Origin of the sequence: Stenotrophomonas sp. RIT-551 (assembly GCF_026241915.1) — a bacterium.
Taxonomy (GTDB): domain Bacteria; phylum Pseudomonadota; class Gammaproteobacteria; order Xanthomonadales; family Xanthomonadaceae; genus Stenotrophomonas; species Stenotrophomonas bentonitica_A.
In genome coordinates, this window is record NZ_JAPJIU010000004.1 from 268,911 (window position 1) to 294,867 (window position 25,957).

The 25,957-nt window shown below is 66.9% G+C and carries 26 protein-coding genes and 1 tRNA gene; 8 read left to right on the forward strand and 19 right to left on the reverse strand.

Annotated features, from left to right (window positions below; genetic code table 11):
- Positions 1-18 precede the first annotated feature (18 nt).
- Positions 19-258, reverse strand: a complete 240-nt coding sequence (locus ORK51_RS07495) for a hypothetical protein (RefSeq protein ID WP_176989627.1) — start codon at positions 256-258, stop codon at positions 19-21.
- Between the two features lie 163 nt (positions 259-421).
- On the opposite strand from ORK51_RS07495, the gene parE reads away from it, so the two are divergent.
- Positions 422-2,311, forward strand: a complete 1,890-nt coding sequence (parE, locus tag ORK51_RS07500) for a DNA topoisomerase IV subunit B (RefSeq protein ID WP_046273688.1) — start codon at positions 422-424, stop codon at positions 2,309-2,311.
- Between the two features lie 123 nt (positions 2,312-2,434).
- Positions 2,435-3,007 (forward strand): GNAT family N-acetyltransferase, encoded by a 573-nt coding sequence (locus ORK51_RS07505; RefSeq protein WP_266084647.1) that lies wholly within the window; start codon positions 2,435-2,437, stop codon positions 3,005-3,007.
- A gap of 117 nt (positions 3,008-3,124) precedes the next feature.
- Here ORK51_RS07505 and ORK51_RS07510 read toward each other — a convergent pair whose 3' ends face one another.
- Together ORK51_RS07510 and ORK51_RS07515 are read right to left on the reverse strand one after the other, a co-directional pair.
- A complete protein-coding gene (locus ORK51_RS07510; RefSeq protein WP_019183344.1) occupies positions 3,125-4,246 on the reverse strand; it encodes an inorganic phosphate transporter in 1,122 nt (373 codons plus the stop codon).
- A 13-nt stretch (positions 4,247-4,259) separates the two neighbouring features.
- Positions 4,260-4,886 carry a DUF47 domain-containing protein gene (locus ORK51_RS07515; protein WP_019183345.1) on the reverse strand — a complete coding sequence of 209 codons (627 nt, stop codon included), beginning with the start codon at positions 4,884-4,886 and terminating at the stop codon, positions 4,260-4,262.
- 282 nt (positions 4,887-5,168) lie between these two features.
- Between ORK51_RS07515 and ORK51_RS07520 the strand changes: the two genes are divergently transcribed.
- Entirely contained in the window at positions 5,169-6,479 is a 1,311-nt protein-coding gene (locus tag ORK51_RS07520; protein ID WP_026069803.1) for a hemolysin family protein, read from the forward strand.
- On the forward strand, positions 6,463-7,122 hold the full coding sequence (locus ORK51_RS07525; RefSeq protein ID WP_019183347.1) for an exopolysaccharide biosynthesis protein: 660 nt from the start codon (positions 6,463-6,465) through the stop codon (positions 7,120-7,122). The genes ORK51_RS07520 and ORK51_RS07525 overlap by 17 nt, the downstream gene beginning before the upstream one ends.
- Positions 7,123-7,220: 98 nt before the next feature.
- Here ORK51_RS07525 and ORK51_RS07530 read toward each other — a convergent pair whose 3' ends face one another.
- From ORK51_RS07530 to ORK51_RS07545, 4 genes are all read right to left on the reverse strand, one after another.
- Positions 7,221-7,730 carry a pyridoxamine 5'-phosphate oxidase family protein gene (locus ORK51_RS07530; RefSeq protein WP_261997354.1) on the reverse strand — a complete coding sequence of 170 codons (510 nt, stop codon included), beginning with the start codon at positions 7,728-7,730 and terminating at the stop codon, positions 7,221-7,223.
- A 98-nt stretch (positions 7,731-7,828) separates the two neighbouring features.
- A complete protein-coding gene (locus tag ORK51_RS07535; protein ID WP_266084648.1) occupies positions 7,829-8,821 on the reverse strand; it encodes an LLM class flavin-dependent oxidoreductase in 993 nt (330 codons plus the stop codon).
- 138 nt (positions 8,822-8,959) lie between these two features.
- The gene (locus ORK51_RS07540) at positions 8,960-9,712 is read right to left on the reverse strand and encodes a sulfurtransferase (RefSeq protein WP_046273691.1); all 753 of its coding nucleotides are present in this window, start codon (positions 9,710-9,712) and stop codon (positions 8,960-8,962) included.
- A gap of 49 nt (positions 9,713-9,761) precedes the next feature.
- The gene (locus ORK51_RS07545; protein WP_019183351.1) at positions 9,762-10,127 is read right to left on the reverse strand and encodes a DUF6164 family protein; all 366 of its coding nucleotides are present in this window, start codon (positions 10,125-10,127) and stop codon (positions 9,762-9,764) included.
- 67 nt (positions 10,128-10,194) lie between these two features.
- Between ORK51_RS07545 and ORK51_RS07550 the strand changes: the two genes are divergently transcribed.
- On the forward strand, positions 10,195-10,635 hold the full coding sequence (locus ORK51_RS07550; protein ID WP_019183352.1) for an FKBP-type peptidyl-prolyl cis-trans isomerase: 441 nt from the start codon (positions 10,195-10,197) through the stop codon (positions 10,633-10,635).
- Between the two features lie 10 nt (positions 10,636-10,645).
- Complete coding sequence (locus ORK51_RS07555) at positions 10,646-11,893, forward strand: TIGR03862 family flavoprotein (protein ID WP_266084649.1); 1,248 nt, start codon at positions 10,646-10,648, stop codon at positions 11,891-11,893.
- A 104-nt stretch (positions 11,894-11,997) separates the two neighbouring features.
- Here the strand turns inward: ORK51_RS07555 and ORK51_RS07560 are convergent, their stop codons facing one another.
- The 8 genes from ORK51_RS07560 to ORK51_RS07595 form a co-directional block, all read right to left on the reverse strand.
- The gene (locus tag ORK51_RS07560; protein ID WP_070427579.1) at positions 11,998-12,459 is read right to left on the reverse strand and encodes a GNAT family N-acetyltransferase; all 462 of its coding nucleotides are present in this window, start codon (positions 12,457-12,459) and stop codon (positions 11,998-12,000) included.
- A 14-nt stretch (positions 12,460-12,473) separates the two neighbouring features.
- On the reverse strand, positions 12,474-14,096 hold the full coding sequence (locus ORK51_RS07565; protein ID WP_266084650.1) for an FMN-binding glutamate synthase family protein: 1,623 nt from the start codon (positions 14,094-14,096) through the stop codon (positions 12,474-12,476).
- A gap of 31 nt (positions 14,097-14,127) precedes the next feature.
- A complete protein-coding gene (locus ORK51_RS07570) occupies positions 14,128-15,414 on the reverse strand; it encodes a nucleotide sugar dehydrogenase (RefSeq protein ID WP_266084651.1) in 1,287 nt (428 codons plus the stop codon).
- Positions 15,415-15,717: 303 nt separating this feature from the next.
- Positions 15,718-16,173 carry a BLUF domain-containing protein gene (locus ORK51_RS07575; protein ID WP_070427077.1) on the reverse strand — a complete coding sequence of 152 codons (456 nt, stop codon included), beginning with the start codon at positions 16,171-16,173 and terminating at the stop codon, positions 15,718-15,720.
- A gap of 109 nt (positions 16,174-16,282) precedes the next feature.
- Entirely contained in the window at positions 16,283-17,338 is a 1,056-nt protein-coding gene (locus ORK51_RS07580) for a TraB/GumN family protein (protein ID WP_266084652.1), read from the reverse strand.
- A 184-nt stretch (positions 17,339-17,522) separates the two neighbouring features.
- A tRNA-Leu gene (locus ORK51_RS07585) sits at positions 17,523-17,609 on the reverse strand.
- A 66-nt stretch (positions 17,610-17,675) separates the two neighbouring features.
- On the reverse strand, positions 17,676-19,085 hold the full coding sequence (hemN, locus tag ORK51_RS07590) for an oxygen-independent coproporphyrinogen III oxidase (RefSeq protein ID WP_070470663.1): 1,410 nt from the start codon (positions 19,083-19,085) through the stop codon (positions 17,676-17,678).
- 44 nt (positions 19,086-19,129) lie between these two features.
- Positions 19,130-19,573 carry a group III truncated hemoglobin gene (locus tag ORK51_RS07595; protein ID WP_019183360.1) on the reverse strand — a complete coding sequence of 148 codons (444 nt, stop codon included), beginning with the start codon at positions 19,571-19,573 and terminating at the stop codon, positions 19,130-19,132.
- Positions 19,574-19,755: 182 nt separating this feature from the next.
- Between ORK51_RS07595 and ORK51_RS07600 the strand changes: the two genes are divergently transcribed.
- Together ORK51_RS07600 and ORK51_RS07605 are read left to right on the forward strand one after the other, a co-directional pair.
- Complete coding sequence (locus tag ORK51_RS07600; RefSeq protein WP_070427074.1) at positions 19,756-20,049, forward strand: hypothetical protein; 294 nt, start codon at positions 19,756-19,758, stop codon at positions 20,047-20,049.
- A gap of 2 nt (positions 20,050-20,051) precedes the next feature.
- Positions 20,052-21,137, forward strand: coding sequence for a 4Fe-4S dicluster domain-containing protein (locus tag ORK51_RS07605; protein WP_266084653.1), 1,086 nt, complete (start codon positions 20,052-20,054; stop codon positions 21,135-21,137).
- A 54-nt stretch (positions 21,138-21,191) separates the two neighbouring features.
- On the opposite strand, the gene ORK51_RS07610 is transcribed toward ORK51_RS07605, so the two are convergent.
- From ORK51_RS07610 to ORK51_RS07625, 4 genes are all read right to left on the reverse strand, one after another.
- Positions 21,192-21,440, reverse strand: a complete 249-nt coding sequence (locus ORK51_RS07610; RefSeq protein WP_019183363.1) for a hypothetical protein — start codon at positions 21,438-21,440, stop codon at positions 21,192-21,194.
- Positions 21,441-21,720: 280 nt separating this feature from the next.
- Positions 21,721-22,182, reverse strand: coding sequence for a BLUF domain-containing protein (locus tag ORK51_RS07615; RefSeq protein WP_266084654.1), 462 nt, complete (start codon positions 22,180-22,182; stop codon positions 21,721-21,723).
- Positions 22,183-22,333: 151 nt separating this feature from the next.
- The gene (locus tag ORK51_RS07620; protein WP_266084655.1) at positions 22,334-24,388 is read right to left on the reverse strand and encodes a hybrid sensor histidine kinase/response regulator; all 2,055 of its coding nucleotides are present in this window, start codon (positions 24,386-24,388) and stop codon (positions 22,334-22,336) included.
- Entirely contained in the window at positions 24,378-25,877 is a 1,500-nt protein-coding gene (locus ORK51_RS07625; protein WP_070427071.1) for a DUF7125 family protein, read from the reverse strand. The genes ORK51_RS07620 and ORK51_RS07625 overlap by 11 nt, the downstream gene beginning before the upstream one ends.
- Positions 25,878-25,957: the final 80 nt, after the last annotated feature.

The window sequence follows — 25,957 nt, forward strand, 5'->3', positions numbered from 1 at the left end:
GTAATCAGACAACAGGAATCAGCGCTTCTTCCGCGCTTCTTCCTCTTCCTCCTTCTGCGGGGCCTGCTCGCCCCTGGCCTTCATTTCGGCCGTGGCGGCCGCGCGGCGCTTGGCCTTGGCGTCCGCCTCGGCCTGCGCCTTGTCGGCCTGTTCGCCCTGCTGCGGCGTGGGCTGGCCCTGTCCGGCGTTCTGGGCCAGTGCCATGGGCACGGCCACCACGGCGGCGGCGATGGCAACGATGGTCAGCAACTTCTTCATGGGGTGCTCCTCGCGGTATGGCATGGAATGGGACGCCGGAGGCTCCGGTTTCCCATCCAGCACAGTCTATCGCGCCCCGGTCGGCCGCCCCCTGAACGTGTGGCGTGCAAAAAACCCGTCCAGACCGCAAACTTCGCCGTCGCATTGCGCTTTATGAAGACAGATGAACGCCCGCTATAACGCCGCCGATATTGAAGTCCTGTCCGGCCTGGACCCGGTCAAGCGCCGCCCCGGCATGTACACCGACACCGCGCGCCCGAACCATCTGGCGCAGGAAGTCATCGACAATGCCGTCGACGAAGCCCTGGCCGGACACGCCCACACGGTCGAAGTCACGCTGTTCAAGGACGGCAGCTGCGAAGTCAGCGATGACGGCCGCGGCATGCCCGTGGACATCCACCCCGAGGAGAAGATCCCCGGCGTCGAACTGATCCTGACCCGCCTGCACGCGGGCGGCAAGTTCAACAACAAGAACTACACCTTCTCCGGCGGCCTGCATGGCGTTGGCGTGAGCGTGGTCAACGCGTTGTCCACCCTGGTCGAAGTGCATATCAAGCGCGACGGCAGCGAACACCGCATCACCTTCCGCAACGGCGACCGCGCCACCCCGCTGGAAGTGGTCGGCAGCGTCGGCAAGAAGAACACCGGTACCCGCGTGCGCTTCTGGGCCGACCCGAAGTACTTCGACACGCCCAAGTACAACCTGCGCGCGCTGCGCCACCTGCTGCGTGCCAAGGCCGTGCTGTGCCCGGGCCTGACCGTGAAGCTCCACGACGAAGCCACTGGCGAGCAGGACACCTGGTACTACGAAGACGGCCTGAGCGATTACCTCAAGGCCGAGCTCGGCGAGCGCGAGATGCTGCCGGCCGACCTGTTCGTGGGCCACCTGAAGAAAGAAAACGAGGTGGTGGACTGGGCCCTGGCCTGGATCCCCGAAGGCGAGCTGGTCCAGGAAAGCTACGTCAACCTGATCCCGACCGCCCAGCACGGCACCCACGCCAACGGCCTGCGCACCGGCCTGACCGAGGCGCTGCGCGAGTTCTGCGACTTCCGCAACCTGCTGCCTCGTGGCGTCAAGCTGGCCCCGGAAGACGTCTGGGACCGCGTGTCGTTCGTGCTGTCGCTGAAGATGACCGACCCGCAGTTCAGCGGCCAGACCAAGGAACGCCTGTCCTCGCGCCAGGCCGCCGGCTTCGTCGAGGGCGCAGCGCATGATGCCTTCAGCCTGCTGCTGAACCAGAACGTCGCATTGGGCGAGCAGATCGCCCAGCTGGCCATCGAGCGCGCCAGTGCGCGCCTGAAGACCGAGAAGCTGGTGACCCGCAAGAAGGTCACCCAGGGGCCTGCCCTGCCCGGCAAGCTGGCCGACTGCATCAGCCAGGACCTGTCGCGCACCGAGCTGTTCCTGGTCGAAGGCGACTCCGCCGGCGGCAGTGCAAAGCAGGCCCGCGACAAGGACTTCCAGGCGATCCTGCCGCTGCGCGGCAAGATCCTCAACACCTGGGAAGTGTCCTCGGGCAGCGTGCTGGCCTCCGAGGAAGTGCACAACCTGGCCATCGCGATCGGCTGCGACCCGGGCAAGGAAGACATCGCCGGGCTGCGCTACGGCAAGGTCGTCATCCTGGCCGACGCCGACTCGGACGGCCTGCACATCGCGACCCTGCTGACCGCGCTGTTCCTCAAGCACTTCCCGGCACTGGTCGATGCCGGCCACGTGTTCGTGGCGATGCCGCCGCTGTTCCGTGTCGACGTGGGCAAGCAGGTGTTCTACGCCCTGGACGAGGAAGAGAAGCGCACGATGCTGGACAAGATCGAGCGCGAGAAGATCAAGGGCCAGGTCAGCGTGACCCGCTTCAAGGGCCTGGGTGAAATGAACCCGCAGCAGCTGCGCGAGTCCACCATCCATCCCGATACCCGTCGCCTGGTGCAGCTGACCATCGATGATGGCGAGCAGACCCATTCGCTGATGGACATGCTGCTGGCCAAGAAGCGCGCCAGCGACCGCAAGGGCTGGCTGGAAAAGAAGGGCGACCTGGCCTCGCTGGAGGTCTGATCCGCCTCGTGTGGCACTGAAAGAACCCGCCTTCCGGCGGGTTTTTTCTTGCCTGTGCCACCAGGCATGGATGCATGCAGCGGGAAGGATTACCGTGGCGTCACCGCCTTGGCAGGAACCCGCATGCCGTTCGACCCGACCCTGATGCTGGAAACCACGCGCCTGGTGCTGACACCGATCCGCGCCACGGACGCGCAGGCCTTGTTCGTGATCCAGTCCGACCGTGCGGGCATGCGCTACTGGAACCATCCGGCGTGGACCGACCTCAAGCAGGCCTACGTACAGATCCTCGACGATCTCGCCGCGCTGGAGGCAGGCACGCAACTGAAACTGGCGATCCGTGAGCACGTGGACGGACCGCTGCTGGGCATCGTGGTCGTGTTCGCGATCGACGAGACGTCCAGGCGCGCGGAGATCGGGTATCACCTGGCGCCGTCGGCACAGGGCAAGGGCTACATGCACGAGGCGCTGTCACGGTTCACGGCCTACCTGTTCGATGAACTGCGCCTGCGTCGGCTGGAAGCGGAGATCGATCCGCGCAACGCCCCTTCGGCGAAGGTGCTGGAGCGGATCGGGTTCCAGCGCGAAGGATTGCTGCGGGAGCGCTGGCGGGTTGCCGGCGAGGTCTCCGATTCAGCCGTCTACGGCCTGCTGGCACGCGAGTGGCAGGATCGGGCCGACCCGGCGCCGCGTTAGAACCGGCGCGGCGCCATCCTGCGTGTACCGGCCTCGCCTCACCCTGTCGGGCACGCGCCCTCCCACGAAAAAGCCCGCCTTGCGGCGGGCTTTTCGATGCTCAAACGTGCAGACCGGTCAGGCCCAGCCGAACAGTTCGAACAGGCGCAGGATCAGGTACGCACAACCGCCGGCGGCCGGGATCGTCAGGATCCACGCCCACACGATGCGCTCGATCACGCCGAAGCGCAGCGAACGCGGGTTCTTGGCAAAGCCCACGCCCATGATCGCGGTGGAGATGCTGTGGGTGGTCGAGACCGGCATGCCGAAGTGCGCGGCCAGGGTCAGGATGGTGGCCGAGCTGGTTTCCGCGGCGAAGCCGTGGATCGGGTGCAGCTTGACCATCTTGTGGCCCAGGGTCTTGATGATCTTCCAGCCGCCCGAGGCGGTACCGGCGGCCATCACCACGGCGCAGGTCAGCACGATCCACATGGCGATGCCGTCGCCGGCGCTCGCGTCCGGGTGCATGAAGGCCAGCCAGGACGGCAGGTCGTTCAGGGCACCGGTGGCTTCGGCACCGATCAGCGTCATGGCGATGATGCCCATGGTCTTCTGCGCATCGTTGTGGCCGTGGGCGAAGCCCATGTAGGCCGCCGAGGCGATCTGGGCCTTGCCGAAGAACGCATTGACGATGCGCGGGCGCGCCAGCCGGCCGATGAACCCGCCGACCTTGGCCATGCCCGCGATGATCGCCCACAGCAGCAGCATCACCGCGATGCCGAGCAGGAAGCCGGCGATCGGCGAGGTGATCATCGGCAGGAACACCTTCCACAGCAGGCCCTTGTTCTGGGCCCAGGTGCCGATGCGCTCGGACCAGATCAGCGCGTCCCAGTTGTTATGGGCCGCGGCCAGGCCGGCGCCGCACAGGCCGCCGATCAGGGCGTGCGAGGACGAGGACGGCAGTCCCTTCCACCACGTGATCAGGTTCCAGATGATGCCGCCCAGCAGCGCGCACAGGATCACCTGCGGGGTCACATCGACCACGTTGGTGTTGAGCAGGCCCGAGGCGATGGTCAGCGCGACGGCGGTGCCGGTCAGCGCGCCGATCAAGTTCATGAACGCGGCGAGCATCACCGCCCAGCCGGGCGAGAGCACTTTGGTCGCCACCACGGTGGCGATGGAGTTGGCGGTATCGTGGAAGCCGTTGATGAACTCGAAGACGAGCGCGGCCAGGATCACCACCAGGACAAGGGTCAGCATGCTGTGGCGTCCGTCAGCTGTTCTTCAAGACGATCTGGTAGGCGACCACGCCGGCCTCGCGGCAACGATCGATGGCCTTTTCCAGGATCTCGAAGAACTCCTTGAGCAGGAACATCTGCAGGCTGTCCAGGCGGCCGGAATAGATGTCGCGGTACAGCTCGAGCATCAGGCGGTCGGCTTCGTTCTCCAGCGAGCGCAGCTTCTCGTTGAGCGCGGTCATCCGGTCCAGGTTCATGTGGCGCAGGTCGCCCACCATCTCCACCACCACGCTGGCGGCCTGCTCCAGCATCGCCGCGCGCGGCGCGAAATCGATGTGTTCCAGGTGCTGGGTGGCCAGCGAATAGCGATCGGCGAACTTCTCGATCTGCTTGGGAATCTTGTACAGCGCCGAGCCCAGCGCTTCGATGTCTTCGCGCTCGATCGGGGTCATGAAGCTGTCGACCAGCGCCTGGCTGATCTTGTCCGAGGCGGCGCGCTCGCGCAGGCGGGCCAGCTTGAAGGCGTCCAGCGCCGGCTGGCGGTCCGCTTCGCGCAGCATCGCGTGCAGCGCCTTGGCGCTGTCCTGGGCGGCCTGGGCAGCCTCGTCCAGCAGGGTGTAGAACTGTTTGCCGGAGCCAAAAATGGTCTGCAGAGAGAACATTGAGAAACCTATTCGCCGTCGAGGAAGGACGGCACCGGGCGGAATTATGACGGTTTGATGTCCAATCCGGGTACTCCCTGTCATCTTCACGCTCCCACGGCCCTGCCTGAACGACCCTGATTGCATCCCTGCCCCGGCCTTTTGTTAAGATGCGCGGGCACCTTCGGGTGCACTCTATGGACGACGACCCTTACCCCCCGCCGCACCGCCGCGCTTACGCGCCCTCCGGTAGCCGACATCGCTTGAACACGCCCTCCCTGCCACCAACCGGGGATGAAGCCCGTGTTTGAACTGCTTATCGTCCTTGCCCTGATCCTGCTCAACGGCTTCTTCGCCATGTCCGAAATGTCGGTCATGACTTCGCGCAAGAGCCGCCTCAAGCAGATGGCCGCCACCAGCAAACGCGCCGAGCGCGCGCTTGAACTGTCTGAAAAGCCCGAGAGCTTCCTGTCCACGGTCCAGATCGGCATCACCCTGATCGGCATCCTGACCGGTGTGTTCGGCGGTGAGGCGATCGGCCTGGCCATCGCCGAGTGGCTGCACGGCATCGTCCCGGCCTTCGCCTACTCCAGTGAAGTGGGCAAGGCGCTGGCGGTTGCCCTGATCACCTTCCTGACGCTGATCTTCGGTGAACTGGTCCCCAAACGACTGGCCATCACCCGTTCGGAAGACATCGCCGGGCTGGTCGCCTGGCCGATGGGCTGGCTGTCCCGGATCGCTTTCCCGTTCGTGTGGCTGCTCTCCCACAGCACCCGGCTGGTGCTGCGCGTGCTCGGCCTGGGCAAGGATGAGGCCGCCTCGGTCACCGAAGAAGAGATCCGCATGCTGGTGGCCGAGAGCCACGAAGCCGGCGTGATCGACGCCCACGAGCGCGACATGATGAACCGCGTCATGCGCCTGGGCGACCGCACCGCCGACAGCCTGATGACCCCGCGCAACCGGATCGCCTGGCTGGATACGCAGGCCGCGCCGGAGAAGAACATCGCCACCATGCGCGAGAACGAGTTCTCCCGTTACCCGGTGTTCCGCGACAACGACCAGGACATTGTCGGGGTGCTGGAAGTCAAAAGCCTGGTGACGCGCCTGGTGCGCGATGACCATTCGCTGTTCCAGAACCTGCGCGAGCCGCTGTACGTCTCCGAGTCCACCCACGCGATGAAGCTGCTGGAGATCTTCCGCGAGGAGCAGCAGTCGATGGCGCTGGTGGTGGACGAGTACGGCGAGATCCAGGGCCTGGTCACCATCAGCGACCTGATGGGCGCGGTGGTCGGCCGCCTGCAGTCGGTGGAGAACGTGGACGAGGACGCACTGGTCGTGACCCGTGAGGACGGCTCGTTCCTGGTCGATGGCTCGCTGTCGATCGAGGACCTGCGCGAACTGATGGGCAACGCCGAGCTGCCCGATGCCGACGATGGCGATTACTACACGCTGGCCGGCATGTGCATCCATTATTTCGGCCGCATCCCGCATGCGGGCGAGTACTTCGATTGGGCCGGCTGGCGCATCGAGATCGTCGATCTCGACGGTGCACGTGTCGACAAGCTGCTGCTGCGCACCCTGAGCGAAGACGAAACCGATGACATCACCGGCTGAGCCGACGCCGCCGGATCCGACGCGGCCGCAGTACCGCAACGAGGGTATCCGTACCCTCCTGGCGATGTTCGACCACGGTGACCCGGAGGAACGGCTGCTGCTGGGCCAGATCCTGCAGGATCTGCAGCAGAGCGCGTTCGGCGTGTTCCTGTTCGTGGCGATCCTGCCGGCCTTCATTCCGATTCCCGGGATCGGCGGCGCGGTCAGTGGGCCGCTGGTGGTCCTGATCGGTGCGCAGATGCTGTGCGGCATGCGCCGGCCGTGGCTGCCGGGCTTCATCCGCAACCGTGGGCCCAAGCGCGGCACCATGCATCGCTTCCTGGAGCGCATCGACGGCCCGCTGCGGCGCTTGGACCGCCTGCTCAAACCGCGGATGGCCGGACTGCTGGTGCCGCTGCCCGCCCATGCCTTCAGCGGCCTGCTGCTGATCCTGATCGGCGTGCTGTTGTCGCTGCCGATCCCGCTCACCAACTATCTGTTCGGCTTCCAGTTGCTGCTGTTCGCGCTGGCGCTGCTGGAACGCGACGGCGTGCTGATGCTGGTCAACTGGGTCGGGGCGGTGGCTGCCGTGCTGTTCTTCGGCTTCAGTTCGGGCCACCTGGTGGGCTACACGGTGGACCTGTTCCAACGCTGGTTCGGCTGAGGCCGCCCCCCTTCACGCAACGCGCCATGAAAAAAGCCGACCCCGCGGCCGGCTTCAGCACCACAATGGCCGGCGCAGGGCCGGCCCTGTGAGCCCGGTTACGCGCCGGGCTTGAGATCCACCGTGCCGGTGTCGGACATCGCGCCCGGGTCATCGGTCACGGCCGACAGCACGAAATACAGGGCCTTGCCGAGCAGGCCACCTGGGCCATCCCAGTATTCGGCCGATTCGGCGCTGACGTGGATCAGGCGCAGGTTCGGGTCGTCCTTGCCGCCTGGGAAGAAGATCTTCATCGCCGGCGACCAGAGTTCGTCGATCTTGGCCCGATCGTTCACGACACGGGCGATGCCCGAGACCGAGACATAGGTATTGCCCGAGGGTGAGGCGTAGGCCACGTTGACGCGCGGGTTGGCGGTGATTTCCGCGATCTTCGGGCTGTCGGCGCCGGTGGCGAACCACAGGTCGCCATCGAACTCGACTTCCTGCGTGCCCAGCGGACGACTGAACAAGCGTCCGTCCGCACCGACCGTGGTGAACATCGCGATATCGACGCCGCGGATCAGTTCGGCCAGTTGTTTGATGTGCTGCTGACGATCGTGTTCGGCCATGGGGTGGCTCCTGCAAGGGGGAGCCACCATCACAGCCGATCGGCGGCTACGGCGACGTGAACCGCGCGGTCACACCTTCTTCGCATGCGCCGTGTGCATTACGCCTGCAGTGCGCGCCATGCCTGCATCGCCAGGCCGAACGAGCGCTTGCGCGCGGCATGGTCGTAGATGTTGGCGGTGACCAGCACTTCGTCTGGCTTGTGCCGCGCCACGAACGCGGCCAGCCCTTCCTGCACCTGCTTCACGTCACCGACCACTGCGCAGGCCAGCGCGTTCTGCACGCCGGCCTTTTCGTGCGGCTGCCAGAACGCTTCGATGTCGTCGATCGGCGGCGGAATCAGGCCCGGCAGGCCACGGCGCAGATTGACGAAACTCTGCTGCTGGGTAGTGAACAGCCGCTTGGCGTCAGCTTCCGAATCGCTGGCCACCACGTTCAGGCCCAGCACCGCATACGGCGCCTGCAGATACTGCGAGGCACGGAATTCTCGGCGGTAGACCGCCAAGGCTTCATCCATCGCGTCGGGGGCGAAGTGCGAGGCGAAGGCGAACGGCAGGCCCATCGCCGCCGACAGGCGCGCACTGAACAGGCTCGAGCCCAGCAGCCACACCGGCACCGGAATGCCGGCGCCGGGCACGGCGCGCACGGCCTGGCCCTTCTGGGCCGGTTCGAAGTAATGCAGCAGCTCGCGCACGTCCTGCGGGAACTGGTCGGCGCTGTCGAAGTAGCGGCGCAGCGCGCGCGCGGTCGGCTGGTCGGTGCCGGGCGCGCGGCCCAGGCCCAGATCGATGCGGTCCGGGTACAGCGAAGCCAGCGTGCCGAACTGCTCGGCCACCTGCAGCGGCGAGTGGTTGGGCAGCATGATGCCGCCGGCACCGACACGGATGCGCTTGGTGCCCCCGGCCACATGGCCGATCAGCACGGCAGTGGCGGCGCTGGCGATGCCGGGCATGTTGTGGTGCTCGGCCAGCCAATAGCGGTGGAAACCCCAGCCTTCGGCGTGCTGGGCCAGGTCCAGCATGTTGGCGAAGGCCTGCGTGGTGTCGCTGCCTTCGCAGACCGGCGCCAGATCAAGAATCGACAGCTGCATCATGAATGCTCGTTCCAACCAGGAGATATCTCACTGAGATGGGGCTGTCCGCGCTGTTTGCCACCGCCCACAAGGCACGGGTGGCAAGACGCTGATTTCCGTCTCGCGACGATTCAGGACAATCAACGCCGTGAAGACGGCTCAGGCGGCGTCAGCGTCCTGGTCCACCAGCGGCTGCAGGGCCGCGTCCAGCGCCACGCGCTCGTCGAAGACGAAGCAGCGGCCGTCGTATCCCTCGCCGCCCACGGCCTCGAAATAGCCCAGGATGCCGCCGTCCAGCTGCAGCACGTTGTCCATGCCGTCATTGCGCATCCACAGGGCCGCCTTCTCGCAGCGGATGCCGCCGGTGCAGAAGCTGACCACGGTGCTGTCCTTCAGCGCCTCACGGTGCGGGGCCAGCGCATCGGGCAGATCGGTGAACTTGGTGATCGGCAGCACCAGCGCGTCCTGGAAGGTGCCGTACTCGATCTCCTGGGTGTTGCGGGTGTCCAGCATCACCACCGGCTTGCCGGCGTCGTCATGCCCCTGGCGCAGCCAGCGCTGCACCGTGGCCGGGTCGATCGACGGGGCGCGCGGGTAGGCCAGCGGCTGGCCGTCGTCGATGCGGAAGCTGATGATCTCCGGCTTGACCTTGGCCTTGAGCCGGGCAAAGGGCTGCATGTGGCTGTAGCTGGTCTTCACCCGCAGCCCGGCAAACCGGGCATCGGCCCGCAGGGCGGTGTAGAAGCCATCGATTGCCTGCTCTGCCCCGGCCAGGAACAGGTTGATGCCCTCGCCCGCTACCAGGATGGTGCCGCGCAGCTGCGCGGCGGTGGCCCGCTCCAGCAGGGTCGCGCACAGCGCGTCCGGGTCGGCGACGGGGGTGAAGTGGTAGGCGGCGGTATTGGCGATCATCCCGTTATTTTAGCCGCTGGGCGGCCGCGACGCCTGAGCCGCGCCGGAATCAGCCGCGCAGCAGCACGAACGGCAGCAGCACCAAGGCGGCGGCGACGGCCATCCCGACCAGCACCGTGACCACGAACACCGGGCGGCGCCGGATCAGGCTGCCGAAGGTCTCGGCCGTGCCCTCGCGCAGCGCGGCCTCACGCTCGCCGCGCACGCGCTCACCGCGCGCCTGCTGGTAGTCGGCCATCAAGGCCTTGGCCCGCGGGTGATCCTCGTTGTCGCGCACCCAGATGCCGCCGAAGGAGATGCCCCACGGGCTGGGCTCGGTGCGGTAATGGGCGATGCCCGCCTTGTCCAGCAGGGCGGTGACATCCTGGATTTCATCGTCCGCGACATTGCGCAGGTTGAGCAGCAGTTTCGACATGCGCCCATGATAGCGCCCGGCGATGCGCTACCCTTGCGTCCCCGTTTTTTGGATCCGGAGCCCGCCCATGCGCCGTCTGCCGCGTTACCTGCTCGCCCCCCTGATGCTGTCGCTGCTGGCCGCCTGCACCCCGCCCGGCCCGCCGCCCGGTGGAAGCATCGCGCAGTTCGAGAAGATCGACACCCAGCCGGGCACCGGCGCCGAGGCCACGCCGGGCAGCAAGGTCACGGTGCACTACACCGGGTGGATCTACGACGAGCGCACCGCCGACAAGCACGGTGACAAGTTCGACAGCTCGGTGGACCGTGGCGAGCCCTTCAGCTTCGACCTGGGCCAGGGCCAGGTCATCAAGGGCTGGGACGAAGGCTTCGCCGGCATGAAGGTGGGCGGCAAGCGCACGCTGATGATTCCGGCCGAGTACGGCTATGGCGCCCGTCGCGCCGGCCCGATCGCGCCGAACTCCTCGCTGGTGTTCGATGTCGAGCTGCTCGACGTCAAGCCGCGTTGATCCTGCCTGCATGAGCATTGCCCTGACCACCCCACGCCGGGTCGCGATCATCGGCGGCGGCCCCGCCGGTCTGATGGCGGCTGAAACCGTGCGCGCTGCCGGCCACGCCGTCGATCTGTACGAGGCCAAGGGCTCGCCCGGTCGCAAGTTCCTGATCGCCGGCAAAGGCGGCCTCAACCTGACCCACTCCGACGCGCCTGACGTGTTCGTTTCGCGCTACCGCGAGCGCGCGGAGGCGGTGGGCGGGTGGCTGGCCGATTTCAATGCCGAGGCGCTGCGCGCCTGGGCGTTGGACTTCGGCGTGGAGACCTACGTGGGCAGTTCCGGCCGTGTGTTCCCGGTCGACCGCAAGGCCGCGCCGCTGCTGCGCGGCTGGGTGCGCCGGCTGAAGGAACAGGGCGTGCGCTTCCACGTGCAGCATCGCTGGACCGGCTGGGATGACGCGGGCGCGCTGCGCTTCCAGACGCCCGATGGCGAAACGACGGTGACGGCCGACGCGGTAGTGTTCGCGCTCGGCGGCGGCAGCTGGCCGGAACTGGGCTCGGATGGCGCGTGGGTGGCGCCGATGGTCGCCACCGGCATCGACATCGCCCCGCTGCAGCCAGCCAACTGTGGCTTCGACATCGGTTGGACGCCCTACTTCAGCGAACGCCAGGCCGGCGCCCCGCTCAAGCCGGTGGTGGCGCACTGGACCGACCTGAAGGGCGAACCGCGCTCACTGCAGGGCGAGTGCGTGATCACGGCGACCGGCATCGAAGGCAGCCTCATCTACGCGCTGTCGGCCGATCTGCGCGACAGCCTGGCCCGCGACGGCCAGGTGGAACTACAGCTGGACCTGCTGCCGGGCCAGACCGAAGCGCAGGTGCTGGAGAAGCTGGGCAAGCCGCGCCAGGGCCGCAGTTTCGGCGAGGTCCTGCGTCGCCAGCTCGGGCTGGGCGGGGTGAAGTCGGCCCTGCTGTTCGAGGTGCTGGGCCGCGAGGCCGGGCAGCTGCCGCTGGCGCAGATCGCGCACGCGCTCAAGCGGCTGCCACTGGCCCTGGAACGACCGCGTCCGATCGATGAAGTGATCAGCACCGCCGGTGGCGTGCGCTTGGAGGCACTGGATACGCAGTTGATGCTGCGCGCACGGCCGGGCACGTTCTGTGCGGGCGAGATGCTGGACTGGGAAGCACCGACCGGCGGCTACCTGCTCACCGCGTGCTACGCCAGCGGGCTGCGCGCCGGGCGTGGCGTGGTGGCGTGGCTGGCGCAGGGATAGATCGTGAGGTGCCGGCCAGCGGCCGGCACTACCAGTGACGTGCCCTGACAGGCGCTCGGCGCGGCTCAGCGCGGCATCCGGGTAGTGCCGGCCACTGGCCGGCATCAACGCGTGCGCTGCATCCGCACCGACGCGAGTGCGACGCCGCTGGGGTGCGGGTAGCTCTCCTCGCGCAGCGCCTCAAAACCACACCGCTGGTAGAACGGCACCGCATTGAGCGAGGCCGAGAGCACCAGCGGCCGCGCAGGGTCGGCCAACGCCTCCATCGCCTGCATCAGGGTCAGGCCGATGCCACGGCCGCCGCAGTCGGGATCGACGAACAACGCATCGATCTCGTTGCCGGCCAGATCGATCACGCCGTAGCCCAGCAGCGCACCCTCGGCGTCTTCGGCAATCACACCGCCACCGGCGGCGAGCAGCGCGCGGTAATGTTGCGGCGGCGGCGAGGCCGACCATGGGGCAATCACCTCCGGCGGATACGCCGTACTGCACACCTCGCGGACGCAGCGCGTGCGCAGTACCCACAGCCGGTCCGCCTCGTCGGCGCGGCCGACCCGCAAGCGCACTGCACGATCGCCCGTCATCGCGATTTGCTCGCGCGCAGCGCCTGGATGCGCGCTGGTGGCTGGAACGAGTCGCTGCGCGCATCGGCCCAGTAATCGTGGAAGACCGCGTGGTCCGGCACCTTGCGCAGCAGTTCACCGGGCGCAAGATAGCGATACAACGAGGCCAGCGAACGGATTTCCACCGGCGAGACCCGGCGCAGGATGTGCTCCGGCCCCAGCTCGGAGGGATCGTTGAGTCCGGCCGCGCACAGCAGGTCGCGCAACGCGCGCAGCGTGTTCTCGTGGTAGCTGTGCACGCGCGTGGCCTTGTCGGCCGCATCCAGGTGCCGCCAGCGATTGGGGTTCTGGGTGGCGATGCCGGTCGGGCACTTGTCGCTGTGGCAGCTCAACGACTGGATGCAGCCCAGCGCGAACATGAAACCACGGCCGGCGTTGCACCAGTCCGCGCCCAGCGCGATGGTGCGCGCGATCTCGAACGCGCTGGTCACCTTGCCGGCCGCACCCACGCGGATGCGGTCGCGCAGGTCCAGCCCGACCAGGGTGTTGTGTACCAGCAGCAGGGCTTCGTGCATCGGCACGCCAACATGATCGATGAACTCGGCCGGTGCGGCGCCGGTCCCGCCCTCGGCGCCGTCAACGACGATGAAGTCCGGCAGCAGCCCGGTTTCCTGCATCGCCTTGGCAATGCCGAACCACTCCCACGGGTGGCCGATGGCCAGCTTGAAGCCGACCGGCTTGCCGCCGGACAACTCGCGCAGCCGCGCGACGAACTGCAGCAGCTCGACCGGGGTATTGAACGCGCTGTGCCTGGAGGGCGACACGCAATCCACGCCCATCGGCACGCCACGGGTGATCGAGATCTCTTCGCTGACCTTGGCCGCCGGCAAGACGCCGCCGTGGCCAGGCTTGGCGCCCTGCGAGAGCTTGATCTCGATCATCTTGACCTGATCATCGTTCGCGTTGGCGACGAACTTCTCTTCACTGAAGCCGCCGGCCTCGTCACGACAACCGAAGTAGCCCGAGCCGATTTCCCAGACCAGGTCACCGCCCATTTCGCGGTGATAGGGAGAAATCGACCCTTCGCCGGTGTCGTGGTAGAAGCTGCCGCGGCGCGCGCCTTCGTTCAGTGCGCGGATCGCGTTGGCCGACAACGAGCCGAAGCTCATCGCAGAGATATTGAACACGCTGGCCGAGTACGGCTTGGCACAGTTGGGCCCGATCTGGATGCGGAAATCGTGGTGGCCGATCTCGGTCGGCGCCAGCGAGTGGTTGATCCATTCGTAATCCACCGCATACGTGCTGCGCAGCGTACCGAATGGCACCACGTCCATTTCATTCTTGGAGCGCTGGTAGATCAGGGCACGCTGCTGGCGCGAGAACGGCACGTCTTCCAGATCGCTCTGCACGAAGTACTGGCGGATCTCCGGCCCGATCGATTCCAGCCCGTAGCGGAAGTGCGCCATCACCGGGTAGTTGCGCCGCAGCGTGCTGCGCTTCTGCAGCATGTCCCACGTGCCCAGCACCACCAGCAGGGCCGTCACCCCCACGCCCCAGTACCAGGCGGGCCAGATCGTGGCCAACCACAGGCAGACCGGGAACAGCAGGATGGCGAGCAGATACGCGAGATAGCGGTGCATGGCTTTCCTCAATCAATAGCTGCCAACGAGTCTACAGGCGGTCGTCCACCACTTCCCGGGGCCATACGGATTTGACGTCGTACACCACGCCGCCCGGTGCCAACAGCGCGCGCACCTGCGCCGCATCCAGGGCACGGAAACGATCGTGCGCCACGGCGAGCACGACGGCGTCATACCCGCCCGCATCCGGGGCGTCGACCCAACGCACGCCGGCATCGGCCAGTGCCGCCGGACCGACCCACGGGTCCTGCACGTCCACCCGGGCCCCACTGGCCTGCAGGCGCTGCGCCAGTTCCAGCGCACGGCTGTTGCGCAGGTCCGGGCAGTTCTCCTTGAAGGTGACGCCCAGCACCAACACACGGGCCTGGGCGACATCGATGCGGCGCGATGCCAGCAGCGCCAGCACGCGTTGCGCGACGTGCTCGCCGACCCGGTTGTTGACCTGGCGCGCGGTGTGGATCAGATCGGGGTGATAACCCACGCTCTCGGATTTGTGCAGCAGGTAGTACGGATCCACGCCGATGCAGTGGCCGCCGACCAGGCCGGGCCGGAACGGCAGGAAGTTCCACTTGCTGCCGGCCGCGTCCAGCACATCCTGGGTATCGATGCCGAGCCGATCGAAGATCAGCGCCAGCTCGTTGACCAGGGCGATGTTGACGTCGCGCTGGATGTTCTCGATCACCTTGGCGGCTTCGGCCACGCGGATCGACGGTGCCGGCCACGTGCCTGCGGTGATGATGCTCTTGTACAGGGCATCGACCACCGCGGCGACCTCGGGCGTCGAGCCGGAGGTGATCTTGCGGATGTCCGGCAGCCGCCGCTCGCGGTCGCCCGGGTTGATCCGCTCCGGGCTGTAACCGCAATAGAAATCCTCGTTGAAGCGCAGCCCCGACCCTTCCTCGAGCAGGGGGACGCAGACTTCCTCGGTGGTACCGGGATAGACCGTGGATTCATAGATCACGATGTCGCCGCGCTTGAGCAGGCCGGCAATCAAGGTACTGGCGCTGCGCAGCGGCCCCAGATCGGGCTGCTCATGCGCATCGATCGGGGTTGGCACGGTCACGATGTACACATTGCAGGCGGCCAGATCGGCGGGATCGGCGCTGTAACGCGCATGCACAGCGGCAGCGAGCTCATCGGCCTCCAGTTCCAGCGTGTGGTCCAGGCCACGCTGCAGCTCGGCGACCCGCGCGGTATCGATGTCGTAGCCCACCGTGGCCTGCTGCCGGCCGAAGGTCACCGTCAACGGCAGCCCGACATAGCCGAGCCCGATGACGCCGATGCGCGGCGCAGCCACGGCGGAAATGGCCTGGGTCATCGCTCGGCTCCGCATCGCGGAACCGGGCCGGCCAGCAGGCGGGGCGTCATCAGGGGATACGTCATGCGATACGGAGCCGGGATACAGGTCATGCAAGCCTAACGCGCCAGCCCCTGCCCCACAAAGAACAAAGCCGCCGCCCGCGGAGAGTACGGACGACGGCCAAAGGAATAATGGTCCAGCTGCGGTTACTACCCTTTCAGACAGCCTCCAAGGGCAAACCCCGCAAGACTGGTCACAGCTGGTAGGAAGAGGATAGGCGGGCAACCGTGATCATTGTGTTACGGCCAGCGTTGTTCTGCGTTACGAACCCAGCGTCACCGCAGCCGGTTCCAACTCGCCGGAGACACCGGTCCACGCCGCAAGCAGACAGCCAAACCCCGTGGGCGCGTCGCCCACTGCGGGCAGGACGGCCAGAAATCCGTGCCAAGGCGCATCAATGATGCGCGCCAGTGCTTCGGGCTCCACTGCTGCGGAGGCCATCGTCCAGCGGGGGAAGTGGCGGGCACCGACCGACCCGCGCGCAAGCTCGCGCAGATTGGTATGGATGCGCGCGTTGAACACCCGCTGGAATACCGAATCCACGCCATCCTCCGGACCTTCGAAATACTGCAGGAACCGACGCCCGTCGAACATCAGCACGCCGGTAACGCCGGCCACTTTATTGAATCCGGATGCCGCGCGCAGGATCTGATCGATATCAGACGTTTCGATTCCATCGACAGCGTCGCTGACATAAGCGACCGCATGCAGCGGCATGAAGGATTTCCGGAATGAACTGAAGCTGACTATGCCATGAAGTATTCGCACTGGGTAGACATCGACTGTGTCTGGCATCGCGTTCCGGAAAAGCGCGTCGGCGCATGCGTCATTCCGGGATCTGCACCTCGAATCCACGCTCGCGCAGCTGATCGATGTAGCCGCCGGGCGTGACCAGCGAGGTCACCGGCACCGTCGCGAAGGTCACCGCGTTGCGTGCCAGCGCGTCGCTGGCCATGGAGATCCATTTGCGGTGAGCCTGGGCATCGACGTCGGTCAGGCCGCGGCGGCGCCCGAAGTCACTGTTGGCCACCGCATCCACGCAGGCCACGTACTGCCCTTTCACTGCAAGGCGCTGCAGCGCCTGGATATCACCCACGGCCCAGGCATTGGCCCGCTCGGCCAGCAGCGGCAGCCCGTGCTCGATCACCTCCAGCGTGCGACGGAAGCATTCCACGTCCTGCAGGGCCGTCCCGCGCACTTCCTTCAACGCCTGCCGCGGGTCGGCGATCTTGATGGTGACCTGGGTCGACACCGGCTTGAGGCCGTGTGTCTTGCTGGCCTTCTCGATGATCCTGGAGACCGGCGAGGATCGGCCCAGCCCCACATCCTTGAGGGCGGCGGCGTACAACTGCGTGGCCGCCACCAGCGGGCGGTCTTTCTCGATGCCATTGTCGCGCCCGATGTGACGCTGCTTGAGCAGCGCCCAGCGTGCATAGAGATCGGGCGGCAGGACCTCGCGCAGCGTGCGTCCGTCCGGATCGCGCGCCGCCTTCATCGCCGCGGGCGCCAGGGTCAGGCGGCGGAAGAACCCCACATCGGCATCCAGTCTCCAGCCGGGCGAGCCGAGCACCTCCTGGGCACTGGCGATCACCGCCTGCACCTCGTCGGCGCGCCAGTCCAGCTTGGCCGGCAGCGGCGAGACGGTGCCGAGAATCCACAGTGTGTGCCCCTGGCTGTTGCGGACCTGCCACATGCCCGGCCCCGGCTGCACGCCGGAGACCAGCACCGGGGCAAGGTCGATCACCTCGCCCGCCGTCGGCGCCGGTACCGGTACCGGTTCCTGCGCCGGCGCATGGACCTGGGCATTGGCATGGACCGCGCCGCCGAGCAGCACCGCCATGCCCCACACCAGTGCGTTCCCTGCACGTCCTGCGTTGGCCATGTGACCTTTCCGAAGTGAGTTGCTGCGCAGCGTACGGCGGCGCGCGGCCGGCTGCGTAAAGTTTGCGTTGCACCGGAACGCCGGCTGCAACGAACAAGGGCAGCCGGTTGGCTGCCCTCGCGTGGAATCATCACCGGCGTGCGTCGATCGCAGCGCGATCAGAACCCACGCCAAGGGGAAGCCTTGGTGCCCGGGGCCGGAATCGAACCGGCATGGGGTCGCCCCCGGCGGATTTTAAGTCCGATGCGTCTACCAGTTTCGCCACCCGGGCAACGGCGCGCATAGGGTGCCTGATCGCGCCCGGTTTTGGAATGCACGCACGCCGGGGCGATGGCACTCAGATCGCCCTGGAATACCGCACCGGCTGGTCCGGCTGCGCCAGATAACGGTCGAAGCACATCGCCAGCAGCCGCAGCAGCGGGCGCCCGCGTTCGCTGGCGCGCACCACGCCCTGCGCGTAGTCGGCCAGGCCGTCGGCCTGCAGCGTGGCCAGCGCGCGCAGCCCGTCGGCGAAATACGCCTCGAAGTCCACGCCATGCCGCGCCGCCAGCGCGGCGCCATCCACTTCGCCCTGGCACATCAGCTGGCCGATCAGCTCGGCGCGCAGTACGTCGTCTTCGTCCAGCTGCAGGCCACGCCAGACCGGCAGGCGCCCTGCATCGACGGCCGCCTCCCAGGCCGGCAGCTCGCGCGGGTTCTGGCTGTAGGTGTCGCCGATGTGGCTGATCGCGCTGGCGCCCAGGCCGACCAGATCGGTATCGGCATGCGTGGTGTAGCCCATGAAGTTGCGGTGCAGCTGGCCCGCGCGTTGTGCCCGCGACAGATCCTCCTCCGGCAATGCGAAGTGGTCCATGCCGATGTACTGATAGCCCGCCTCGGAAAGCCGTTGCACCGCCAGGCCGAGCAGGGCGAGCTTCTGGTCGGGACCGGGCAGATCCGCATCGGCGATCTGGCGCTGCGCGCGGAACAGGTGCGGCAGGTGGGCATAGCCGTAAACCGCCAGGCGATCTGGGCGCTCACGCAATACTGTTTCCAGTGTCTGCGCGAAGCCGGCCAGCGTCTGCTTCGGCAGGCCATAGATCAGGTCGACATTGACCGAGCGCAGCCCGTACTCGCGGCACGCGCGCAGGATGTCCAGGGTGGCCTCCACGCCCTGCTCGCGGTTGATCGCCTTCTGAACGTCCGGATCGAAATCCTGCACGCCCAGGCTGGCGCGGTTGAAGCCCAGCGCGGCCAAGCCGGCGATGTCGGCGCGGGTGACGAAGCGCGGGTCCAGTTCGATGGAGAAATCGCGTGCGGCCGCCGTGCTGAAATTGAAGCGCTCGCGCAGCCCCTCGAGCAGCTCGCGCATCTGAGCTGGCGCGAGGAAGTTCGGCGTGCCGCCACCGAGGTGCAGCTGGATCACTTCGCGGGCCGGATCGAACTGCGGCGCCATCAGGTCCGCCTCGCTCAGCACGCGGGCGACGTAGCTGATGCCCTTGCTGTGGTCGCGGGTGATGACACGGTTGCAGCCGCAGTAGAAGCATGGGCTGCTGCAGTAAGGCACGTGCACATACAGCGACAGCGGCCGGCCGAGCCGGTTGCTGCCGGCGATGGCCTCGCGCAGGGCCAGCTCGCCATACCCGTCATGGAAGTGCGGCGCGGTCGGATAGGAGGTGTAGCGCGGCCCGGGCCGGTCGTGGCGGCGCAGCAGCTCGGGGTCGAAGTGCCAGGCAAGCCCGGCGGCGGCAGGCGAGAAAGTATCCATGCCGCCAGCGTGCACGCGCGCGGGCACGCACGCATTGCGTCAGATCAATTCAGGCCCTGGCGGCCGACCAGCGGCAGGCTGGGCCATCGCAGCATCTGGAAGCGACGCCAGAACGTATCGGCGATCCGCCCGGCAACGTCATCGGCCAGCCGCTGCATCGGCGGATTGCCACATTCGGCGGTGGTCTGCCGGAACAGGGCCAGCCAGCGGTCGAACAGATCGCGGTCGAGCTCATCCATGGCCATGTGCTTGGGCATCGGCGCGCCTTTGAAGCGGCGCGTGCCGCGCAGCATCGCCGACCAGAAATCGACCAGCTGGGCCAGGTGCGCATCCCAGTCGTGAATCCGTGCCGCGAAGACCGGCCCCAGCCGCGGCTCCTCGCGGACGCGCGCATAGAAGTCATGCACCAGCCGGGTGACCTCCTCTTCGCTGCACAGGTCCGGCGCAGGGAGAGGCAGCGCGTTGTCGGTGGGGTCGGCCATGAACATCCTCGGGCGGCAACGCCCAGCATCGGCGGCAGCGCGTGCCGCTGCCTTGATCAGAATCAATGAAGGCCGTCGCGAAGCCTTCTAGTCTGGGAGCTCGACAGGAAGCGCGCACCCGCGATCCCGGCCCCCGGTCGGCGCGAAGTATAGCCGTGCCCTGCCCCCTCCTCCTGACCGTGGCCGCAATGAACGACCTGCACGACCCGCCCGACGGCAGCCGCCGACGGCTGATCCAGCAATGGGGCGCCATCCTGTGGCCCAGTTTCGTCGCAGCCGGCCTGGCCAGCGTGGTGTTCTTCGCGTTCGTCGACCCGCTGCGCCTGCGCGACATCACCTTCCCGCAACACGAGATCAGCCGCGAACTGGGCTACACACTGGGGTTCTTCATGTTCTGGGCGATCACCGCCGCCGCCAGCACGATCACCTGGTACCTGCTGCGGCCGATGCCCGGCGACGACGACGATCTGCCGCTGGGGTGACCATGACAGACCGCCTCACCCTGCATCTTGTCGATCCCCCACCGGCACCGCCGCCCACCGTTCGCCGCGCGCCACTGCGCTGGCGGCCGCTGCTGTCGGCGCTGCTGCTGGCCGGCTTCTATGCCCTGCCGTGGCTGCGCTGGGAGGGCCGCCAGGCAGTTTTGTTCGACCTGACCGCGCGCCGTTTCGATCTGTTCGGCTGGACCCTCTGGCCGCAGGACGTGGGCATCCTGCTGGGGCTGGCCGCCGTGCTGGCCACCACTCTGGTGCTGCTGACCAACCTGGCTGGCCGGGTCTGGTGCGGCCATGCCTGCCCGCAGACCTTGTGGAGCCGGTTGTTCCGCTGGATCGAACAGGCCGCCGCGCACTGCCTGCCGGCCGCACCGGCGCGCGCGGCCAAGCATCTGCTGTGGCTGCTGGTGGCCGCGTGGACCGGCATCACCTTCGTGGGCTTTTTCAGCCCGATCCACGGTCTGGTCGGCACGTCGTGGCCGCCGGCCTGGAGCGGCTGGGAAACGTTCTGGATCCTGTTCTATGCCGCCGCCACCTGGGGCAATGCGGGCTTCCTGCGTGAACATGTCTGTCGCGAGTTGTGCCCGTATGCGCGCGTCCACGGCGTGTTCTGCGACAGCGACACGCCGCGCATGCACTATCACGCGCGCCGCGGTGAACCGCGTGGCCCGCGCGTGGCAGGGCTGGGTGGCGTGCAGGCCCGCGGCCGCGGACTGCTCGACCCCACCAGCGCCAGCGATTACGCGTTCCGCGCCGCGCATGAGGACATCGCCGGCCCCATGCCGCACTTCAGCGCCGATCGGCTCGGCGATTGCCTGGATTGCGGGGACTGCGTCACCGTCTGCCCGATGGCGCTGGACGTGCGCGCCGGGCCGCATGCCGATTGCATCGGCTGTGGCGACTGCCAGGACGCCTGCGATGCGCGCATGCGTGCCTGGCAGTTCCCGACCGGTCTGATCCGCCGTGCCAGCCCGTCAGCCATGCAGCAACGCCCGCCACGCTGGATCCGCCCGCGCACGCTTGCCGCGGCCAGCACGCTGCTGGCCCTGCTGGGCATCGGTCTCCATTACCTGTAGTGGCGCCGCGCTGGCAGTTGTCCCCGTCCCGATTCCCGGTCCCCCGACCCGGTTTCAGCGAGCGCGCGGTCGCGCACTGCGTGGGGGCACCAACTGGGCGCGCCGCACGATCCCCAACTGTTCGATGATCAACGCCAGTTCATTGGTGACACGGGTTCGCGCGGTGCCCTGCGCCGGTGGGACCAGTCGCTCCAGCACGCGCTGGTAGGTGGACCAGAATTCCGGGCCGCAGCCATGTTTCACGTAGCTGGCTTCCAGCTCGGTTCGCACTCCGTCAGCCAAGTCATGTTCGCCGTATTCCATACGACCTCCGTGGGACTTGCTTGCTTCAGGGACGACAAAACCCCCTCAGGGGCGGATTCACTTCGGGTTCACTTAAAATTTGCACTTCCTTTGCATTAAGTCAATTACCACACGGCCAAAGGCGACGCCCCTGATGAATGGTTCATCTCGCGCCTGCGCCCGTATCTGCATCATGCAGGGCGCATATTGACAGCAGCATGTCAGCGTGGCGGCGGATACTCCGCCTCTGGCCGGCTCCCCCTGGTATCAGCCCCTGCGGGTAAACGCTGCAGGGGTCATCTCATTCCGCTGCCGAGCGCACCGGCTGCGACGCGGCCTGCCCGGGCAGGTGCGGGGCGACGAACTGCAGCAGCCGCTCCATTCCGCTGCCCGCCGGCGCGCCGCCGGCGATACGGTCTGCGAAAGCCTCCCAGTCACCTGCCGAGAGCATCTCGATCAAGGCAGGCTCCACGCCCAGCCAGCGCATGCTCCAGTACGGGAAAAAGCGCTGCGGTACGCGCGCGTGGCCGAGCTTGTGGATGGCGCGATGGCTCCGCGCCTGCAACACCCGCTCATGCACCGCCGACACCCCGTCATCGGGACCTTCAAAGTACTGCAGGAAACGACTGCCGTCGCACAGCAGTACGCCGGTCACCCCCGCCAGGCTGTTGAAGCGGATGGCATCCTCGACAAGGGCGTCAAGATGCGCCGCAGCCAGCGGGCCCGCAACGTCGCTGACATACGCGATCGCGCATAAGGGCATGGGTAAACTCCGACATTCTCAAAGCACTATGCTGGCACTTTCAGGTATCTAAATAAAGCCGCTGGCTGAAGCATTCAGATGCCGCCGCAAACGAAAGTTTCGATCGCGCGGTGGTTTCGTCACCCAGGCCGCCGCAGGCAGCCGCGCGCACTCACTGCCGCGTGGCGATCGAACTACGTACTGCCTCACTGAACGCATCGAGCAGGAACGGCTTGGCGATCATCGCCATGCCGTTGTCGAGGAACGCCGAGCGTTCCTGCGCCTTCTCCGCGTAGCCGGTCATGAACAGCACCGGCAGGGATGGCCGCGTCTGCCGCGCGATTTCCGCCAGTTGCCGTCCATTGAGACCGGGCAGCCCGACATCGGTGATCAGCAGGTCGATCTTCTTCGACGAGCCGAGGATGGGAATGGCGCCATCGGCGTCGCCGACCACCTCGGCGGTATACCCGAGATCCTCAAGCACCACCGTCACCAGCATCCGCACCTGCTCGTCGTCCTCCACCACCAGGATCGACTGCCCGGCGCCAAGCGATACCGCCTGTGCGTTCGGCGTGTCCTCATCCTCGGCCGGGTCGTGCACCACCGGCATGAACAACGACACCGTCGTGCCCTGCCCCGGCGCGGAGTCCACGGTGATGTGGCCCCCGGACTGCTGCATGAAGCCGTAGATCATCGACATGCCCAGCCCGGTGCCCTTGCCGATCGGCTTGGTGGTGAAGAACGGCTCGAAGATCCGTTCGACCACCTCCGGCGGCATGCCGGTGCCGGTATCGGACACGGCCACCACGGCGTACTCGCCGGCCGGGATGGTCGGCACCTCCGCCTCGGCGACATGCACATGCGAGGTGCGCAGGCGCAACTCTCCACCATCGGGCATGGCATCGCGTGCATTGATCGCCAGGTTGAGCAGCGCGCTTTCAAACTGGTTGCTGTCCAGGTTCGCGCGCAGCGGGGTATCGCTGGTCACCATCTGGATGCGGATCGTTTCCCCCAGGGTGCTGCGCAGCAGGTGCTGGACCGACCCCACCAGTGCGTTGAGTTCGACGGTTTTCGAATCCAGCGATTGCCGGCGCGAGAACGCCAGCAGGCGCTGGGTCAACGCGGCCGCACGCTGGCTGGAGGCGGTGGCGGCATCCAGGAACCGTTCCAACCCTTCCATGCGCCCCATCTCCACGCGCATGCGCATGATGTCCAGCGAGGACAGGATGCCGGTCAGCATGTTGTTGAAGTCATGCGCGATGCCGCCGGTGAGCTGGCCGATCGCATCCATCTTCTGCGACTGGCGCAGTGCGGCTTCGCTGGCTTCGCGCGCGGCCATCTGGTGTTCCAGTTCGGCAGTGCGCTCGGCCACCATCGCCTCCAGGTCCAGCGCGTGCTGCTGGCTGGTCTCCAGGGCCAATTTGGAGGCGGTGATGTCGGTGACGAACACATGGAACCCGTCCGGCGTGCCATCCGCATCAACGCGTGGCGAGTAGCGGATCTCACTGTCGCGCCGCCGGCCATCGCTGAACGGCCAGTTCGCCTCGAACACGATGTGCTCGCCGGCCAGCGCACGTTCGATCAACGGCCGGCGACTGGTCCACACTTCCTGCCCGAACACGTCGGGCACGCGCCTGCCGATCACGTCCGAAACCGGCCGCTCGAACCAGGCTTCATACGCCTTGTTGGCGAAGCGGTAATTCAGGTCACGGTCGATGAAGGCGATCAGCACCGGCATCGCGTCGGCCACCAGGCGCAGTTCGGCTTCGCTGCGCTCCAGCGCGGCACGCCCATCGGCCAGCGCCCGCATCTGGTCACGCACCAGGAACTGCTTGTCGCGCGCGCGCAGCGCACTGCGCACCGAACTCAGCAGCGAGCTGCTGCCCAGTGGCCGGTCCAGTTCGATGATGTTGATCGCCAGCTGCAGGCCCGCGTCGGCCAATGGCCGCTTCTGCGAGCGCGGGGACCGCAGCAGGATGAAGGGAATATCCGACCAGGTCGGTTGCCGGGCCAGGGGCTCGAGCAGGGCAGCCGTGCCTTTCGCCACGGCCTCCTCGGTGACCACCACCGCGCCCACCTCGTCATCGAGCGCATCGGCCAACCGCGCCAGGCTTTCCTGGATCGTGGTCCGCAACCCGGCGGCGTTGAGCACGGCAGCGATGCTCGGCGCATCACGCCCGAACGGTGCAACGATGTGCACCACGCCGGACGTGGCGTCAGTCTGCACGGGTGTGGCCGAGCAGATGCGCCGTATTGCCCACGAATTCCGGCGTGCCGGTCAGGATCCCCTTGAACTCGTTGAGGGGCGCACTGAGCGAAATGCCCTTGCCGTCGATGTTCAGCTCGCGGATCGTGTTTTCGTGCGCACCGCCGCGGTTCTTGATCACCGAGATCGCCTTGCGGATCCGCCCCTGCGACTCGAAGAAACGGAACAGTACGACCGAGTCGGCGATGTAGGACACGTTGAGATTGCCCGTGGACATGGTGCCGACCAGGCCATGCTGCGGATTGATCAGGATGGTCGCCACGCCCCTCTGGTTGAGATAGGAGAGCATCTCGTGCAGCTGGAGCATCAGCTGCTTTTCCTGCGGCATCGCCGTGACGTAGCCGTTGAGGCTGTCGATCACCAGCAGGCGGCACTGACGTTCTTCCACCGCACGCTGCATGTTCCAGGCGAACTCGCCCGGCGAGATCTCGGCCGGGTCCACCTGCTGGATCTCCAGCAGCCCCGTCTCCAGATGTTTGCTGAGATCGATGTCCAATGACTCCGCGCGGGCCAGCAAGGTGCCGATGCGCTCATCGAATTCGAAGATGCAGCAATGCTCACCGCGCTCGCACGCGGCCCACACATACTGCAGCGCCACGTTGGTCTTGCCGCTGCCGGCCGGGCCGGTCAGCAACGTGCTGGTGCCCCGCAGCGGTCCACCACCGAGCAGGCTGTCGATCTCGCCCACCCCGCTGCTGATCGGGGTACCGTTGAATTTGGCGTGATGGTCCGAGGCGATCAGTCGCGGGAACACCTCCAGACCGCCCTCGCGGATGGTCATGTCGTGGTAGCCGGCAGTGAAGTTCACCCCGCGCAGTTTCTGCACATGCATGCGCCGGCGGGCCGGGCCGAAATCCAGCGTCAGTCGTTCCAGCGACACCACGCCATGACACAGGCTGTGCAGCTGGCCATCACGCTCCTCGCCGGAGGCGGTCATGTCATCGACCAGCACCACGGTTGCGCTCTTCGGCGCGAAGAACTGCTTGAGCGACAGAATCTGACGGCGATAGCGCAGCGGATCCTGCGAGAGCAATCGCAGCTCGGAGAGCGAGTCGAACACCACCCGGTGCGGCTTGATGCGCTCCACCTCGCCCAGGATCAGCTTGACCGTCTCATCCAGCTCGACCTCCCAGGAGTGCAGGACCGACTGCATGCGGCCATCGCCCAGTGCTTCCTCGGCCGAGGCCAGCTCGAACAGGTCCAGCCCGTCCAGCGACCAGCCGTGGGCATTGGCGACTTCCCGGAGTTCGTCAGCCGTCTCGGAGAGCGTGATGTACAGGCAGCGCTCCCCCTTGCTCAACCCGTGCAGCAGGAACTGCAGGGACAGCGTGGTCTTGCCTGAGCCGGGCGGACCCTCGAGCAGATACAGCCGCCCCTGCGGGAAGCCCCCGCCCAGGATGCTGTCGAGGCCTTCGATACCCGTCGCTACGCGTGCTTTTTGTGTCTGCATAAGGCTGCCAATATGGACGGGCGCAGCATACGAAGCGGGTTGTGTAGGCCCTGTCGGCTCTCGCCTGCGAAACTGAATGG